A 13,836-nucleotide genomic window follows, 5' to 3' on the forward strand; every position below is an offset into this window, starting at 1 on the left:
AGATGCCGCTTGTCCGACACCCGCATAAGCATAAAGCGATACTGCAGCCACTCCTATAATAATGCATCGCGTGATAATTGGTGCACTCGTCTGTACCATACAAGCGTAGCCTTGCCTTTATCTGCTTTATTCGATCCATTAATTTTGTGTTTTCTGCCGAAAAGTATTGTAAAGGTATTATCTAAATTTCTGGCAGCGATCACGTGATCACAGCGCCACAATCTTTTCACGAAGAGCCATTCAAATGAAGATTCTCTTCAAATAATCGCTGCATCACCAACCGACCATTAATGACCGCTTTGCCCAAGTCATCAACGTTAGCATTTTTTCTGAAGCCAGCTTCCCAAACCCGTTTTGGCATAAGCTGAAACTGAAAAATGATACCGTCACCCAGAGGCTTGATGGCAAAATCACTGACTAATTCCCAGCTGTACCCTTCAGAACTATACTGATACAAGGATACGTTACGGTGCCAACCTCCTTCCTGATTATCTAGTAACCGTTCATCTAACTTCTTTAAATCTTTAACGTCTAAGAATTCCTTTATTATATCCAGACGAAAATGATCGTAATCTGACGTATTGACTGCATTAAACTTTAGATATTCAGCCCAAAATATAGTTAATGCATTATCTGAATCGTTGGCCTCGATCACCCGCCCACAAACACCTTGAGCGTTACCTTGCTTGTAGGAAAGCGTGAAGCTTGGATCATTCTTGACTTCTCGAACTTGGTAAACCTCCACACTTTTACGAGGGCAAATTTCGACCTTTTCTAGTTCAAATCCACGCTCGCGAAACCACAAAAATCTTGTGTTTCCCACAAAAAAGAAACTAGTAAGCCAATAAAAAAATGCCATTAAAAAAAATAAAAAAATAAATTTATTGATTTTATTAAATAAAAAATTACTCATTTGTATTTATCGTAAAAATTATCTAAATTTTTATTATACCAATAAGAAATGAAATCAGTTATTTCTTTCATTTCAGGCTTAATTTCGAAATTTTCCCCGTTTTTTAATTTTACTGATTCATTGCTTTTAAAAATTTTTGGCACAATTGAGTATATAAATAACGTTCCTTCGTTTATATCCAGTAAAGTCGAATTAAATTCGGATACTCTATCGTAATCAGCTCCTTTCAGGCCAATCTCAAATTCATAACTAAAGAAAAAGTTAGATCTTTTTTCATCTAGAAATTTTATATATCTATCCTTGGATTCTGTGTACTCGTTAATTATAAATTCTGCGAAACGTTTACGCTCTGTGACTTTTAGTTTATCCTTTACCAAAAAAACACCAAAATTAGCCAAACCAAAACCATCAGTGGATACGGCTGAAAACGTCCACTGGCAGGCGAATTTATCTTCTTTTTTTACCGGGGAAGCTTCAACATCCTCTTTAGGAACAAATATGTTTACTTGAGCGCACAGTTGTCTCATTTCCAAATTATCGGAAAAGCTTGTTTTTTCATTTTCCGCCATAGTGTTATGCCCTGTGAAAAATATTGAAAGAGATAAGCCGAGTTTTAAAAGTAAATTTCTATTCATTTTACTCTCGCTTAAATTTTTCAACTTGAAGCTCCCCTCCAACTTTTGTTCCGGCACCCAGTTGCGCTCCCACGCTTCCTTTTACATGAAAGCCTGATTTTCCAACCTTAGCCTCCCCTTCTGCCGTGTAGCCAACTCCTACGCTTGCACTTGCCTCCCCTCCAAGGCAAACACCCCAATCATAATCGTCCTGCTCGACAGCCTTGCAAAGCTCTTCAGGAAAAGCCCAGTTCATATTGTTGCTATCGCACGCCCTCTTGATAGGCCTAGCGGGAATAAAGCAACCTTTGACACTCCCTGTCCCCTCGAGAAGGGTCATGTTAGCGGCGAGCTTTCCGCTGGTTGCCGCCTCGCCTTGTTTGAAGTCGATGGTTGCCTTTCCTTCAACTTTTCCCGATATTTCCGCCGCTTTGACACGTATTCCTGCCTCCCGAGGCGCTATGCCGTTCTGCCCACCCTTCCACTTGTTATCCCAATCAAGAAGCCCTGCTTTTCTCCCAACTGATAATTTCGCTCCATACACATCACTGTCTTCAGTTTTAAACCGACCGGCAGTGAATTCCGCTTCAGACTGAGCACCGAATACATTTAGCTCGTATTGATGGATGCCCTCTTCATCTTTTTCTGATTTAACTGCGTATTTTTTATTAAACTCATCTGGTTTGTATTTTATTCCTTGCTCTACCGTTTTATCCTTCTTTAAAGGATCGGAGCCAGGAGCAGCATTCGTTTTAACTTCGTTCTCTTTCTTCGAAAACAAACTCCATTCAGACTCTTTTTTTTCTTCTTTTTTATTGTCTGAAGGCGCTGCTAACGTTTCATTTGCATCTCTTTTACTCGCATACTCGACGAGTTTTTTTAAGTCTTCCCTAGAATTCAGATCGTTATCTGAAAATAATTTGGGCTTCTCCTGAAAAAAGGAACTGTATCTGTCCGTAGATTTTTGATAACCAACATGGCAGCCTGCGGGACAGTTTTCGCCGTGAAGCACAGGCTTCCATGGCGAACTGTCATCTTTCGTTCGACCGCCATCCGAAGACGCCTCACCGGCACCCAAAACATCTTTGTGATGCACATGTTTAAATTCATCTTCTTGCTTCGTGGTTCTGTGCTCGGCATCTGGCAAGGCACCAATCGGGTCGGGCTTTGGGTAAGGCGACGGAGAAAGTGGGACGGGCTTTAAAAGCGTGTCCGACATAGCTTTTCGAAAAGCCACAGGATAATAAGATTCCGGTCTATCAAAAAAGCTTCTCAAGCGATCTGACATGATTTGGCGGCCTATTAGTTCTGATGAATTTCCAGCGCTTTTAGATAGATTTTTCCGTCTTTTACATGGATCGACGCATCTTTTCCGACCTGCAGAAGAAATTCCTCGCCAACATATATACGACGGCTTTTGCCGATATCTTCCTGGTAGTCACCACGAACTATGAGACTTTTCTTCCTGCCAACCGTGGTCTGTTGAACATTCCCCACAATGGTTGACTTAACCACCCCAACAACCTCGGAAGAGCCGCCATTTACAATTTCAGATTTATTTTTCTCAACGAATAGCTGGAAGTTCCCCTTTCCAGGATTAAGCGGATCGGGAATATGGAATTTCTCTAGAAGACCTCCAACGCTTTTAAATAAATTCCCCGTCCGGGATAAGAGGAACTCAGAAAGCTTGTTCCGCCCAACTGCAATCGACATGTTTCCGGCGATTACCTCTTCATGATCTCCGGCAACCTGTATGGTTTTGTCGCGACCAATGAATTCGTGTTGATCGTTTTCTATTCTTTTGGATCTGTCGTTAAGAACGTGAACATTCATATCCTTTTGGGCATGAAGATATATTTCCTCGCGTTCCTTCTCATCTTCGAAGCTCAATTCATTGAAACCTTTACCCTGGTGAGTATTCGTACGGAACACGCTCTTTGTCTTATTCGCAGGTAAGGTATAAGGCACAGCATTCTTCGGGTTCGGCACCACGCCAGTCACCAAAGGCCGATCTGGATCGCCGTCGATAAAGGCAACCATCACCTCCATGCCGATCCGTGGGATGATCTGCCCTCCCCACTGGCCGCCCGCCCAGTTCTGGGCAACCCGCACCCAGCACGTATCACTGCCATCCTTCTTTGCCTTGCGATCCCAGGGATACCAGACCTTGATGCGGCCATACTGGTCGGTGTGGATCTCTTCACCCGATGGTCCGGCGACGATCGCCACCTGCGCTCCCTCAATGCGGGGGCGTTTCGTGTCGCGATGCGGGGTTAGCGGCACGCGTGACGGGATAGCCTCGAACTCATTGCGATATTCTGGTTCGTTCTCCGTCGTTTCATAGGAGCGATCAACGACCCAATGGGTAATCCGGGTCATCACATGCTCTTCGTATTTGTGTTCCGGATGCGGCTCCTCATAGGGCGTGAACCATCGTCCGGCTTCCAGAAAACGCACATTGGATTTGCCCGTCACCCGCTCATGATCGGCTTCTGTTGCTTGCATGCGAAAGGTCTCCGCCTGTTCGGCTTCCTTCCCATCGCTGATGCGGGCCGGATATTCGTAAAGCTCACGCTGCTTGGCGCCGGGCATCTGGATCAGTGACGGCGTGACATTCAGCGGTACAGTGCTGGGCGTCTCGAAATTCCAGTCCGCACCGGCACGCTGGCCGGGGACATAGGAGAATTGCCGCATCCATTCGTTGATATGATTGCGATCAGATGAGCCCTGGGCTAATCTGACTTTATCTTCTCCCTCTGCCGCAGCCGATGGCTTGCTCCAGGCCACCTTGCTGTCGCTGACCTTCAGCCGGTGAACGCCTTTCTCATGTTCAAACCAGTAGAACAACCCGTCCTGCTCGAAGCGGCGCAGCAGGTAATCGAGGTCCGTTTCATTCCATTGGACAGAAAACTCTCGCGATGGCGGTGTCTTGTGCAGAGGGGCATAGGCGGCACTGGGAAGACCGTGTTCAGAGAGCAATGTTTCCATCACCTGGATGGCCGTCATATTCTGCCAGATCCGGCAATCGGAGCGGCGCGACAGCAGCCATAGTTGCGGACGGATGGTCAGGGTATAGGAGCGCAGCCCACGCGTCACCGGCGGTCCCTCGGACAGATTGGTCACCAGTCCATTGAACGGCCGGCGCACGCCGTCACCGTCCAGTTCGCCCTGGCGGATTTCGAGCGATACATCGACCAACTTTCCGATTAACTCATCGGGCTTGACCGCCTCACGCTTGGCGCGCACCGACAAGGTGATCTCGAACAGACGATTGACGCCTTCGTCAACCATCATCCGTTCAGGCAGCAACTGGTCTTCACCCAAGGGTGACGAGACCTTCAGCACACGGCTTGCTTGAATGAAATCGGTCGGCGACAGAATGTCGTCCATGGAATGCCCCCATATAACGTCATCAAAAATCGTCAAAACAGCTCGGTGGCGCGAGCCCACTGTTTCAATCACGCCATCGATGACGAGAATAGGCCAGCCTCCCAAAAGGTCAAGGTCTCGCTTGTGATTTTGATGCACTGTCAATTGAACCCTGGAACGGATAATCCCCCCGCAATTAACGGGCTTCAAAAATAGAAATTTCTCGGCAATATGATCGAGGAGATTTGATGAAGACGAGCAGATCGCTGATATCCTCATAGGGTTGACGCGAGCAAAGAAGAACTGGGGTTTTGGTTTGTGCTTCCTTTCCCTGCGTAACGTCCAGGGCATCGCTGGAACCATAAACAGGGGTTTACCGCATCTACCGCGAGCTGGAATTGAATCTCTGGATCAATCCATGCAAGCGTCTGAAGCGAGATAAGCGCGGCACATCGTATCAAGCGGGAGCTGACCGAAGAAAGAGTGCCCTTCATGCAGGATGCATGCCCGCATTGCTGGATGAGCCTGCCTGTTCCGGATGGCCGCATTTTTATCGGCTTGGATGGCGGCCACATCCGAGACCGCGACAATCGCAAAAAGAAGTTCGAACTAATCGTGGGTCGTTCGATACCTGAAGACCGTGATCCGCGGCATATCCGCTTCGTCGAGGGTCATGCTCGAAAGCCGCAACGACCCATCCTCGACCATCTAAAAAAGCAAGGTGTTCAGGCAAATCAGGATATCAGGCTATTGCCATTGTGCCGTCAAAGCATCTGGTTGTCGTGCAGACTGTCGATCCGGCTCAAAACGCGAAGGGTGTCCGGACGAGCCATTTCGTCAAGCTGTTGCAACAGCTCGCCACCGCTGCGCCGTGACGCGTTGTGATGAGGCGGGCGGGAGCGGAAAATCAGGTAAGCAGGTGGGGCTTTGCTGCATCCGCCTTTCTGCACATCGCCCTTTGCGTCCTCGCATACCTCCTGCCGGTTCCACTACAATTACTGTCCCCGAAAGAGGAAAGCATTGAGGTGGAGATTGTGAATTTTCTGCCGCCAAATTCGGAAGAGAAGCACGAACCCGCCCGCCCGCCGCCTCTTGCAGTGCAGGAGGATGCTGTTCCGGTAGGCAAATCCGAGCAACAGGCAACGCCGACAGTTCTTCAAGAGATCCAGGCACAGGATGACACCTCGGCAATGGTGAAGCCCTCGCGCATGTTGTCGGAGAAGGTTCTTGACGATCCCCGTAGCCGAAAGGCGAGAAAGGAACTGGCAACACTCGCACCCGCCGATCAGGTCGAGCAGCTCTGCGGCCTCGAAGCCATGGCCCAGGTCGGGGCATGGAGTAAGGAGCTTCGGCCTGATCGCGTGGTAGCTTATGCTATGGCAGACCCGAAGATGGTAGGGAGCGCCTTTTCAGCAGATGGCGCAGCGCTTCACAGCAAGAAGGACTGGTACACGCTTAAATTCAAGTGCGAGCTGACCCCGGACCACAAGAAGGTCGCCGCGTTTGAGTTTCTGGTGGGTGACCCCATTCCCAAAAATGAATGGGGCGAGCACAGCTTGCCTGATGAGAGTGGATCGCTCGATTGATCGTTACCCCCTTGTTCGGAAGCACGAGGCCAAGCATGGGAATGGCTTTTGAGCGCCTTACCGGCTGAAATGGCCGCATACCGGCTGTCCAAGGTTTGGTCCCAGAGCAATACGTCTCACCCAGGTCTGATCAAAACCCTTCGCCGTCATCCCCCTTGCGCGCAGGTATCAGTGCCACTCTACAGCAGCACTAAAACCCGGAGCGCTGCCGCAATTTCCCTCTCAGCGGGGAAAATCAAAGCGGGCTACGGAGGACACTTCCGAGCAGCAAAAGGCTTTCGATATATCGAGGGGATAGATCTTCGGTAGCCGAGTGGCGATTATGTTTTCATGTCCAGAAGCTAATGCCAATCTGTCCGAAAGGTCGCGCGGCGCCACAGTAAGGGCAAGGAAAGACTGATAAATCAATTATATCAATAAGTTCGATGGCGCACCCGACAGGATTCGAACCTGTGACCTTTGGAATCGGAATCCAACACTCTATCCAGCTGAGCTACGGGTGCGTTCAGATGAGCACTTGTGGTGCGAAGCGGTACATAGCCTAGTCTGACGGTCGCATCAATGGTGAATTTGTGTTCGATCCACAGAAGCCACCTCACGAGAAGGCATCTCTAAATTAAGAGATTGTGGATATAGAAGTTTTACTTCTATATTGTTTCAGGGGGAAATCATTCAATTGAAGAATTATCTTGTACCCGTATGTTAAGAAGGGTAAAGATAATTTGTCATTAAGAGTCGGAACATGCCTGATTGTGGGATCGGGCATTGGTCACGGGAGGTTTGTAGTCTAGGGGCATGAGCAATCAACATTTTATTGGTGAGGGCACTGGCGTTCGACAAGGGGTTGTCGATTATTCAGGGCTAGCCTATTCACTCGGCTTTCGTGTCAGGCGCGCACAACTGGCTATTTTGCAGGACTTTCAGGATGTTCTCGGTGGTCATGATATCCGGCCAGCTGATTTTTCCGTTCTGTCGATCATTGCCGGTAATTCCGGAATGAAGCAAAGCGACGTTGCCTCGACGCTGGCAATCCAGCGGGCCAATTTCGTGGCAATCGTCGATGGATTGGAAGACAAGGGCCTTATCGAGCGCCGTCGCTCGGATACGGATCGCCGCGTCTATTTTCTTCACCTGACGCCCAAGGGTTCGGCATTTCTCGAAGAGCTTTTGCCGAAGTGGCGCGAGCATGAGGAAAAATTCATCGGTCGGCTTGGCGGATCGGAAAAACGCGATCAACTGATTGAATTGCTGAAGTCGATTTCCGAATAATAATCAATCATACTCAGGCCCGGAGTCATATCCGGACCTGAGTTATCGCATTGAAATCCGGCAAGAAATTACCGCTATCGCCTGCCCTGCCCGACAAACAAGAGCTTTTTCGTGACACCCTGATTTCTAAGATCTTGTCTTCAAAGCCTGATCTATCAATTGATTGGCAATGGTCATCCGGGTATGAGCCGCATCCGCAAATAACGGATGAACCAGGTCGGGGTGATTGAGTTGCGCAAACGCTCTCCGCTTCGCTTTCAAGCTTGAAGCCTCGTCATTATCAGCAATACCCAGATCCTCCGCGACCTCCTCCGGCGCAAGACGCGCGAGGTAAGCAGGCATTTCAGGGGGAGCCACCTCTTCCTTGGCCAATTCTGCCTCGGAAACAGCGTCCTCATCCGGCATCAGCTCGAGATATTGCTCTTGTGCCCACACCGCAGCGGCTTGTGGCACATGGCTGTTTTCCTGAACGAATCCGGTATTCAATCCGGAGACGCGGTAGTGATTGGCCTCACCCTCCAGTTCGGCCTTTTCCGCCTCTTCATTGGAAAGCCGCTCGACGACGGATTGAAAGATCGATTGTCCAAACAACATCGCGCCTGTCCTGATTTGCCAAGAACTCTACAGCACAACGGACAAAACCGGAATTGGTTTCCGACCAATCCCGGTTTGTAGAGTGAATAGGGTTTCCCGACCACACAGGTGCCGCGCAAAACCGCGATATAGATCGCTATCCTGCTTTCACCCCTGGCTCTGCGACTGGCTTTGAACGGTCTCCGCGACGCTGACAGTTACGGACATGTCCTCCCCCGCCAAACCGATGCGCATGCCGGAAACCGGTGCTGCGTCGGCGTAGGACAGGCCAGAGGCAAGCCGCACATAGCGGGCATCCGGGCAGACATTATTAGCGGCATCGAAGCCGACCCAGCCGAGCGATGGCAGGTGGATTTCGGCCCAGGCATGGGTTGCCGTCTGCTGTTCGACACCATCCATCATCAGATAGCCGGAAATATAGCGGGCGGGCAGGTTCATCAGCCGTGCTGCGGAAATCATCACATGGGCGTGGTCCTGGCAAACGCCCGTCCCCGCCTCCAATGCCTGCTCGGCGGTGGTTTCCGTCGTGGTCGCACCAGTCTCATAGCGAACCTGGCTATTCACGCGCGCCATCAGGTCGTGCATCCTGGCCAGTTCATTATCACCTGCAAGGCTTTTCACCAGATCGCGCACCAGCTTTCCGGCCTTAGTGCGCGGCGTATCGCGCAGATAGAGCCAAAGCGGCACATAGCCGGTATGTGCGCCGAACACGCCGGCACGATCCTCGGTCGTGACCTCGCCCGAGGCAACGATGCGCACGGACTTGGCATCCCCTTCAAAGGACACCAGATGGGTGTGATTGCCGAACTGGTCATTGAAGCCGGCCTCGACATTGGCACCATCCACCACGATCGTCCAGGATACGACGTGCAATCCGGGATTTTCGATCGGGGTCAACCTGAGCCGCTGGAGCGAGAACTGCACCGGCTCGTCATAGCTATATTCCGTCACATGATTGATTTTCAGACGCATAAACTTAGCCCCGCTCAACTGTAGAATCGGTAGCCCTCGTTAATCTCATGCCCCAGCCGGTTGTTTTGGGAAATGAAACTATCGAGAAACTCGTGCAGGCCCTGATCCATGATCCGGGTGATATTACTGGAGCGCAGCGACGCACGAATGCTGTCGGCTGTTTCATGGGCAGGCAGCCGCTCGCCATATTCCTTGCCGATATAGCCGAGATTGCTGACGATCTTCTCGTAGCAATAGGCCAGAGACCGCGGCATCTGACCGTTGATGATCAAGAAATCGGCAATATTGGCGGCGAGATAATCGCCATCATAGACCCAGCGATAAGACCGGTGCGCCGAAACCGAGCGCAGGATCGACTCCCACTGGATATTGTCCAGCGACGAACCAACCTGGTTCACCGAGGGCAGCAGCACATAATATTTCACATCGAGAATGCGGCTGGTATTATCGGCCCGCTCGATGAATGTGCCGATCCGCGCAAAATTATAGATCTCGTTGCGCAGCATCGAGCCGTGGAATGCGCCGCGGATCAGGCCTGCCCGCCGCTTCACCGTATCGATGGTTTCCGGCAGGTCGGCGGATTTCAGCCTGCGCGACAGAAGCTGCTTCAGCTCAATCCAGCATTCGTTGGTGGCTTCCCAGGTTTCACGGGTCAGCGCGGTGCGCACCATGCGGGCATTGTTGCGGGCGCTATCGATGCAGGACATCACGCTGGAGGGATTGGCCGTATCACGCAGCAGAAAATCGATGGCGTCGGCCGCCGTTACTTTCGGATGGGCTTCCAGAAAAATATCCAGCACGTCGGCGCTTTGCAGCACGCCGGTCCAGTCGTCGTCGGTGGCACCGGAACGGGTCAGCGAAACCCGCAGGCCCGCATCCACCAGACGCGCAATGTTTTCAGCCCTCTCGATATAGCGGAACATCCAGTAGAGGCCGTTTGCAGTTCTTCCCAGCATGACCATCAATCCTCCAGTACCCATGTATCCTTGGTGCCGCCGCCCTGGCTGGAATTGACCACCAGCGAGCCCTGCTTCAGGGCTACGCGGGTCAAGCCGCCAGGAATAATCTGCACCTTGTCGGAGACAAGCACATAAGGACGAAGATCGACATGCCGGGGAGCAATGCCCTTGTTGACCAGGATCGGCACGGTCGAGAGCGACAGGGTCGGCTGGGCAATGTAGTTGCTGGGGCGGGTCTTCAGCTTTTCGGCAAACAGCGCCCGCTCCTTCTTGCTGGCCGTCGGCCCGACCAGCATGCCGTAGCCACCGGAACCATGCACTTCCTTGACTACCAGTTCTTCCAGATGCTCCAGCACATAGGCGAGGCTATCGGCCTCTGAACAGCGCCAGGTCGGCACGTTTTCCAGGATCGCCTTGCGGCCGGTATAGAACTCAACGATTTCAGGCATGTAGGAATAGATCGCCTTGTCGTCGGAAATGCCGGTGCCGGGCGCATTGGCAATGGTGATATTGCCGGCGCGGTAGACATCCATAATGCCAGGCACGCCCAGCGCCGAATCCGGGCGGAAGGTCAGCGGATCGAGGAAATCGTCATCGACGCGACGGTAAAGCACATCGATCGCCTCATAGCCGCGGGTGGTGCGCATTTTCACCTTGCCGTCGATTACGCGCAGGTCAGAGCCTTCCACCAGTTCGACGCCCATCATGTCGGCCAGGAACGAATGTTCGTAATAGGCGGAATTGTAGATGCCCGGCGTCAGCACGGCCACGCGCGGCTTACCCTTGCAGCCGGGGGGCGCCAGCGAAGCCAGCGACTGGCGCAGAAGATAGGGATAGTCCTCGACCCGTTGCACCTTGTTCAGCTGGAACAGTTCGGGAAACATTTGCATCATGGTTTCGCGGTTTTCCAGCATATAGCTGACACCGGACGGCGTGCGGGCGTTGTCCTCCAGCACGTAAAACTCGCCCTCGCCGGTGCGCACGATGTCGGTGCCGACGATATGGGTATAGACACCGCCGGGTGGACGGAAGCCGATCATTTCCGGCAGGAAGGCGACATTGTTCTCGATCAGCTCGCGGGGGATGCGGCCAGCCTTGATGATCTCCTGCTTATGGTAGATGTCGTCCAGAAAGGCATTGAGCGCCAACACGCGCTGCTCGATACCCTGGGCAAGCTTTCGCCATTCCTGGCCGGAAATGATCCGGGGAATGAGATCGAAGGGGATCAGTTTTTCCGAGGAATCCTCGTGACCATAAACGGCGAATGTAATGCCGGTCTTTCTGAAGATGGTTTCCGCATCGCGCGATTTTGCGATCAGATGCTTGGGGTCCTGGCTCGAATACCAGTCGAAATATTTCTGGTACGGTCCGCGCGGGCTGCCGTCCGCCGTAATCATTTCATCAAATGCCAATGGCGCTATCCCCGTTTGTTTTAGCCATATGAATACAGTGCCTTTTACAATGCAAGAAGCGTGCTCAATTTGAATGAATTATTTCGATCCGCCAAAATCCAGCGAAAACAGCCAAAAATCTGGGCATTCGCCAGCCCCGTCACCAGCTTCAGGCATGGAGGACACCAGGAACGCACAAAAGAAATGCATCTGCATTATTCAGTTGCATTTATCTTTGGTTACAATTTCGCATGCCATGAAATATAAATATTTTCTAAATTAGGGCTTTATTCGTTATTTTCATCTACTTATTCGGGAATGGGTAAGTGGCACTCGGCTCACGCGAAACCGGAGCCGTGGATAAAGGGAGTGTTGAAATGGGCATGGACGGATTTATGGGGTCGAAGTCGACCAGCAAACTATTGGCACTGGATGCACTCAAAGCCAACATCATGGTTGCGGATGCCGGTCTGAATATAACCTACATGAATCCGGCGGTGGTTGACCTTTTGAAGGAAGCGGAAACCGACCTGAAAAAGGAACTGCCACGTTTCAGCGTTTCAACGCTGATCGGCAGCAATATCGACGTGTTTCACAAGAACCCCGCCCATCAGCGCGGCATGCTGGCGGCGCTGAAGGAGCGCCATGCTGCCACAATCCGGGTTGGCGCGCGCATTTTCGACCTGCTGGTCACGCCGCTGAAGAAGGGCGGGAAGGTCTATGGCTTTGTGGTGGAATGGGCCGATGCCAAGGAACGGCTGCTGAATATGGACTATGCCGCCCAGATCGCCGCCATCAGCCGGTCTCAGGCAATCATCGAATTCACGGTGAGTGGTGATATCCTCAACGCCAACGAGAATTTCCTAAAGACCATGGGCTACAGGATGGACGAGATCCGCGGCAAGAACCATAGCATGTTCGTCGACAAGGGCTATGCCGCCTCTTCGGAATATCGTGAATTCTGGAAGGCGCTTTCAGAAGGGAAATTTCAGGCGGCAGAATTCAAGCGCGTTAGCAAGGATGGCCGCACGCTGACTATCGCAGCATCTTACAATCCCATTCTGGACCTGGATGGCAAAGTCGTGAAAGTCGTAAAATTTGCGACCGACGCCACCGCACGGGTACAGACGGTTTCCTCTCTGGGCGACAGCTTGAAGCGCCTGTGTTCCGGTGATTTCGCCTTCCAGCTCGACGAACCCTTTGCCCCGGATTTCGAGTTTTTGCGCCACGATCTCAACCGGTCCGTCTCCCAGCTTGGCGACACGTTCAAGCAGATCGCCGCAAGCACCCGGGTGATCAGCGAAGGCACGCGCGAAATCAGCCAGGGCGTCAACGATCTGTCGCGGCGCACCGAGACCCAGGCCTCCAATCTGGAAGAAACTGCCGCCGCCCTGGACGAGGTGACGGCCAATGTCAATTCGTCTGCCCAGCGCGCCCAGGATGCGCGCAAGGTAGCCGCCACCGCCAAGGCCAATGCCGAAGCCTCTGCAAACGTCGTCGCCCAGGCCGTGGATGCCATGAGCCGGATTGAGGACAGCTCATCGAAGATTTCCAACATCATCGGCGTGATCGACGAAATCGCCTTCCAGACCAATCTTCTCGCCCTCAATGCGGGCGTCGAGGCGGCAAGAGCAGGCGAAGCGGGGCGCGGTTTTGCCGTTGTCGCCCAGGAAGTGCGTGAACTTGCGCAGCGCTCGGCCAAAGCCGCCAAGGAAATCAAGGACCTGATCCAGAATTCCACCACGGAAGTGGAAAGCGGCGTCAAGCTGGTCAGCGATACCGGTGCCGCCCTGACTGATATCAGCACGCTGATCGTCGAGGTCAACGACCATATCGTTGCAATTTCCACGGCGGCTCGCGAGCAGTCGACCGGGCTTGGCGAAGTCAACAGCGCCGTCAACAGCATGGATCAGACCACCCAGCAGAATGCCGCCATGGTGGAGGAAAGCAGCGCCGCGGCATCGACGCTGGCTAGCGAGAGCAACAAGTTGGTGGAGATGATCGGCCAGTTCAAGCTTTCTCATGGCTCTGCCGGACACACAGACCGCAAAACCGACATGGCCCGCGTGGCTTGACGACCTGCGCCTTACCGACCTCTTCCAAATGTCTGTCTGGAAGAGGTCGGACATGCTTCTAAACGTTGCCCTGCGTGACTTTGCTGAAATCGAA

Annotated in this window: 11 protein-coding genes, 1 tRNA gene and 2 pseudogenes; 5 read left to right on the forward strand and 9 right to left on the reverse strand. The window is 52.2% G+C overall.

The genetic code is table 11. The annotated features are described in order from the left end of the window. Positions 1 to 226: 226 nt before the first annotated feature. Genes G6L01_RS11575 through tssI form a run of 4 tightly spaced genes read right to left on the reverse strand, consistent with a single transcriptional unit; the run spans position 227 to position 4,917 of the window. Positions 227 to 913 (reverse strand): hypothetical protein, encoded by a 687-nt coding sequence (locus G6L01_RS11575; RefSeq protein WP_070166524.1) that lies wholly within the window; start codon positions 911 to 913, stop codon positions 227 to 229. Next, the gene (locus G6L01_RS11580; RefSeq protein ID WP_139190217.1) at positions 910 to 1,572 is read right to left on the reverse strand and encodes a hypothetical protein; all 663 of its coding nucleotides are present in this window, start codon (positions 1,570 to 1,572) and stop codon (positions 910 to 912) included. Before G6L01_RS11580 ends, G6L01_RS11575 begins: the two co-directional genes overlap by 4 nt. Further along, positions 1,550 to 2,815 (reverse strand): hypothetical protein, encoded by a 1,266-nt coding sequence (locus tag G6L01_RS11585; RefSeq protein WP_139190216.1) that lies wholly within the window; start codon positions 2,813 to 2,815, stop codon positions 1,550 to 1,552. The genes G6L01_RS11580 and G6L01_RS11585 overlap by 23 nt, the downstream gene beginning before the upstream one ends. Before the next feature lie 14 nt (positions 2,816 to 2,829). Beyond that, positions 2,830 to 4,917: a type VI secretion system tip protein TssI/VgrG gene (gene tssI / locus G6L01_RS11590; protein WP_070166963.1), complete on the reverse strand. Its 2,088-nt coding sequence runs from the start codon at positions 4,915 to 4,917 to the stop codon at positions 2,830 to 2,832. Positions 4,918 to 5,143: 226 nt separating this feature from the next. On the opposite strand from tssI, the pseudogene G6L01_RS11595 reads away from it, so the two are divergent. The 3 genes and pseudogenes from G6L01_RS11595 to G6L01_RS11605 form a co-directional block, all read left to right on the forward strand. After that, positions 5,144 to 5,339: pseudogene (locus G6L01_RS11595) on the forward strand (IS3 family transposase); the annotation flags it as partial. Next, positions 5,335 to 5,649 (forward strand): annotated as a pseudogene (locus tag G6L01_RS11600) (ISKra4 family transposase); the annotation flags it as partial. The pseudogenes G6L01_RS11595 and G6L01_RS11600, both read left to right, overlap by 5 nt. 272 nt (positions 5,650 to 5,921) lie before the next feature. Continuing rightward, positions 5,922 to 6,482: a DUF930 domain-containing protein gene (locus G6L01_RS11605; protein WP_337692734.1), complete on the forward strand. Its 561-nt coding sequence runs from the start codon at positions 5,922 to 5,924 to the stop codon at positions 6,480 to 6,482. A gap of 426 nt (positions 6,483 to 6,908) precedes the next feature. Here G6L01_RS11605 and G6L01_RS11610 read toward each other — a convergent pair. Beyond that, positions 6,909 to 6,985 (reverse strand) — tRNA-Arg (locus G6L01_RS11610). A gap of 292 nt (positions 6,986 to 7,277) precedes the next feature. On the opposite strand from G6L01_RS11610, the gene G6L01_RS11615 reads away from it, so the two are divergent. Beyond that, a complete protein-coding gene (locus G6L01_RS11615; RefSeq protein ID WP_070166528.1) occupies positions 7,278 to 7,751 on the forward strand; it encodes a MarR family winged helix-turn-helix transcriptional regulator in 474 nt (157 codons plus the stop codon). Between the two features lie 126 nt (positions 7,752 to 7,877). Here G6L01_RS11615 and G6L01_RS11620 read toward each other — a convergent pair whose 3' ends face one another. From G6L01_RS11620 to G6L01_RS11635, 4 genes are all read right to left on the reverse strand, one after another. Beyond that, entirely contained in the window at positions 7,878 to 8,345 is a 468-nt protein-coding gene (locus tag G6L01_RS11620; RefSeq protein WP_070166529.1) for a hypothetical protein, read from the reverse strand. Between the two features lie 147 nt (positions 8,346 to 8,492). Next, positions 8,493 to 9,317, reverse strand: coding sequence for a transglutaminase family protein (locus tag G6L01_RS11625; RefSeq protein WP_070166530.1), 825 nt, complete (start codon positions 9,315 to 9,317; stop codon positions 8,493 to 8,495). Between the two features lie 14 nt (positions 9,318 to 9,331). Further along, complete coding sequence (locus G6L01_RS11630) at positions 9,332 to 10,273, reverse strand: alpha-E domain-containing protein (RefSeq protein ID WP_070166965.1); 942 nt, start codon at positions 10,271 to 10,273, stop codon at positions 9,332 to 9,334. A 5-nt stretch (positions 10,274 to 10,278) separates the two neighbouring features. Next, positions 10,279 to 11,688, reverse strand: a complete 1,410-nt coding sequence (locus G6L01_RS11635) for a circularly permuted type 2 ATP-grasp protein (protein WP_060718098.1) — start codon at positions 11,686 to 11,688, stop codon at positions 10,279 to 10,281. A 305-nt stretch (positions 11,689 to 11,993) separates the two neighbouring features. On the opposite strand from G6L01_RS11635, the gene G6L01_RS11640 reads away from it, so the two are divergent. Then, entirely contained in the window at positions 11,994 to 13,742 is a 1,749-nt protein-coding gene (locus tag G6L01_RS11640; RefSeq protein ID WP_337692735.1) for a methyl-accepting chemotaxis protein, read from the forward strand. The last annotated feature ends 94 nt before the right edge of the window (positions 13,743 to 13,836 follow it).

It is taken from the genome of Agrobacterium vitis (assembly GCF_013337045.2).
Taxonomy (GTDB): Bacteria; Pseudomonadota; Alphaproteobacteria; order Rhizobiales; family Rhizobiaceae; genus Allorhizobium; species Allorhizobium vitis_B.

What these genes read in the sequence shown, in the direction of transcription:
- tssI (WP_070166963.1), bottom strand. Translation starts at nt 4,917, where the DNA reads ATGGACGACATTCTGTCGCCGACCGATTTCATTCAAGCAAGCCGTGTG.
- G6L01_RS11620 (WP_070166529.1), bottom strand. Translation starts at nt 8,345, where the DNA reads ATGTTGTTTGGACAATCGATCTTTCAATCCGTCGTCGAGCGGCTTTCC.
- G6L01_RS11575 (WP_070166524.1), bottom strand. Translation starts at nt 913, where the DNA reads ATGAGTAATTTTTTATTTAATAAAATCAATAAATTTATTTTTTTATTT.
- G6L01_RS11615 (WP_070166528.1), top strand. Translation starts at nt 7,278, where the DNA reads ATGAGCAATCAACATTTTATTGGTGAGGGCACTGGCGTTCGACAAGGG.
- G6L01_RS11585 (WP_139190216.1), bottom strand. Translation starts at nt 2,815, where the DNA reads ATGTCAGATCGCTTGAGAAGCTTTTTTGATAGACCGGAATCTTATTAT.
- G6L01_RS11630 (WP_070166965.1), bottom strand. Translation starts at nt 10,273, where the DNA reads ATGCTGGGAAGAACTGCAAACGGCCTCTACTGGATGTTCCGCTATATC.
- G6L01_RS11625 (WP_070166530.1), bottom strand. Translation starts at nt 9,317, where the DNA reads ATGCGTCTGAAAATCAATCATGTGACGGAATATAGCTATGACGAGCCG.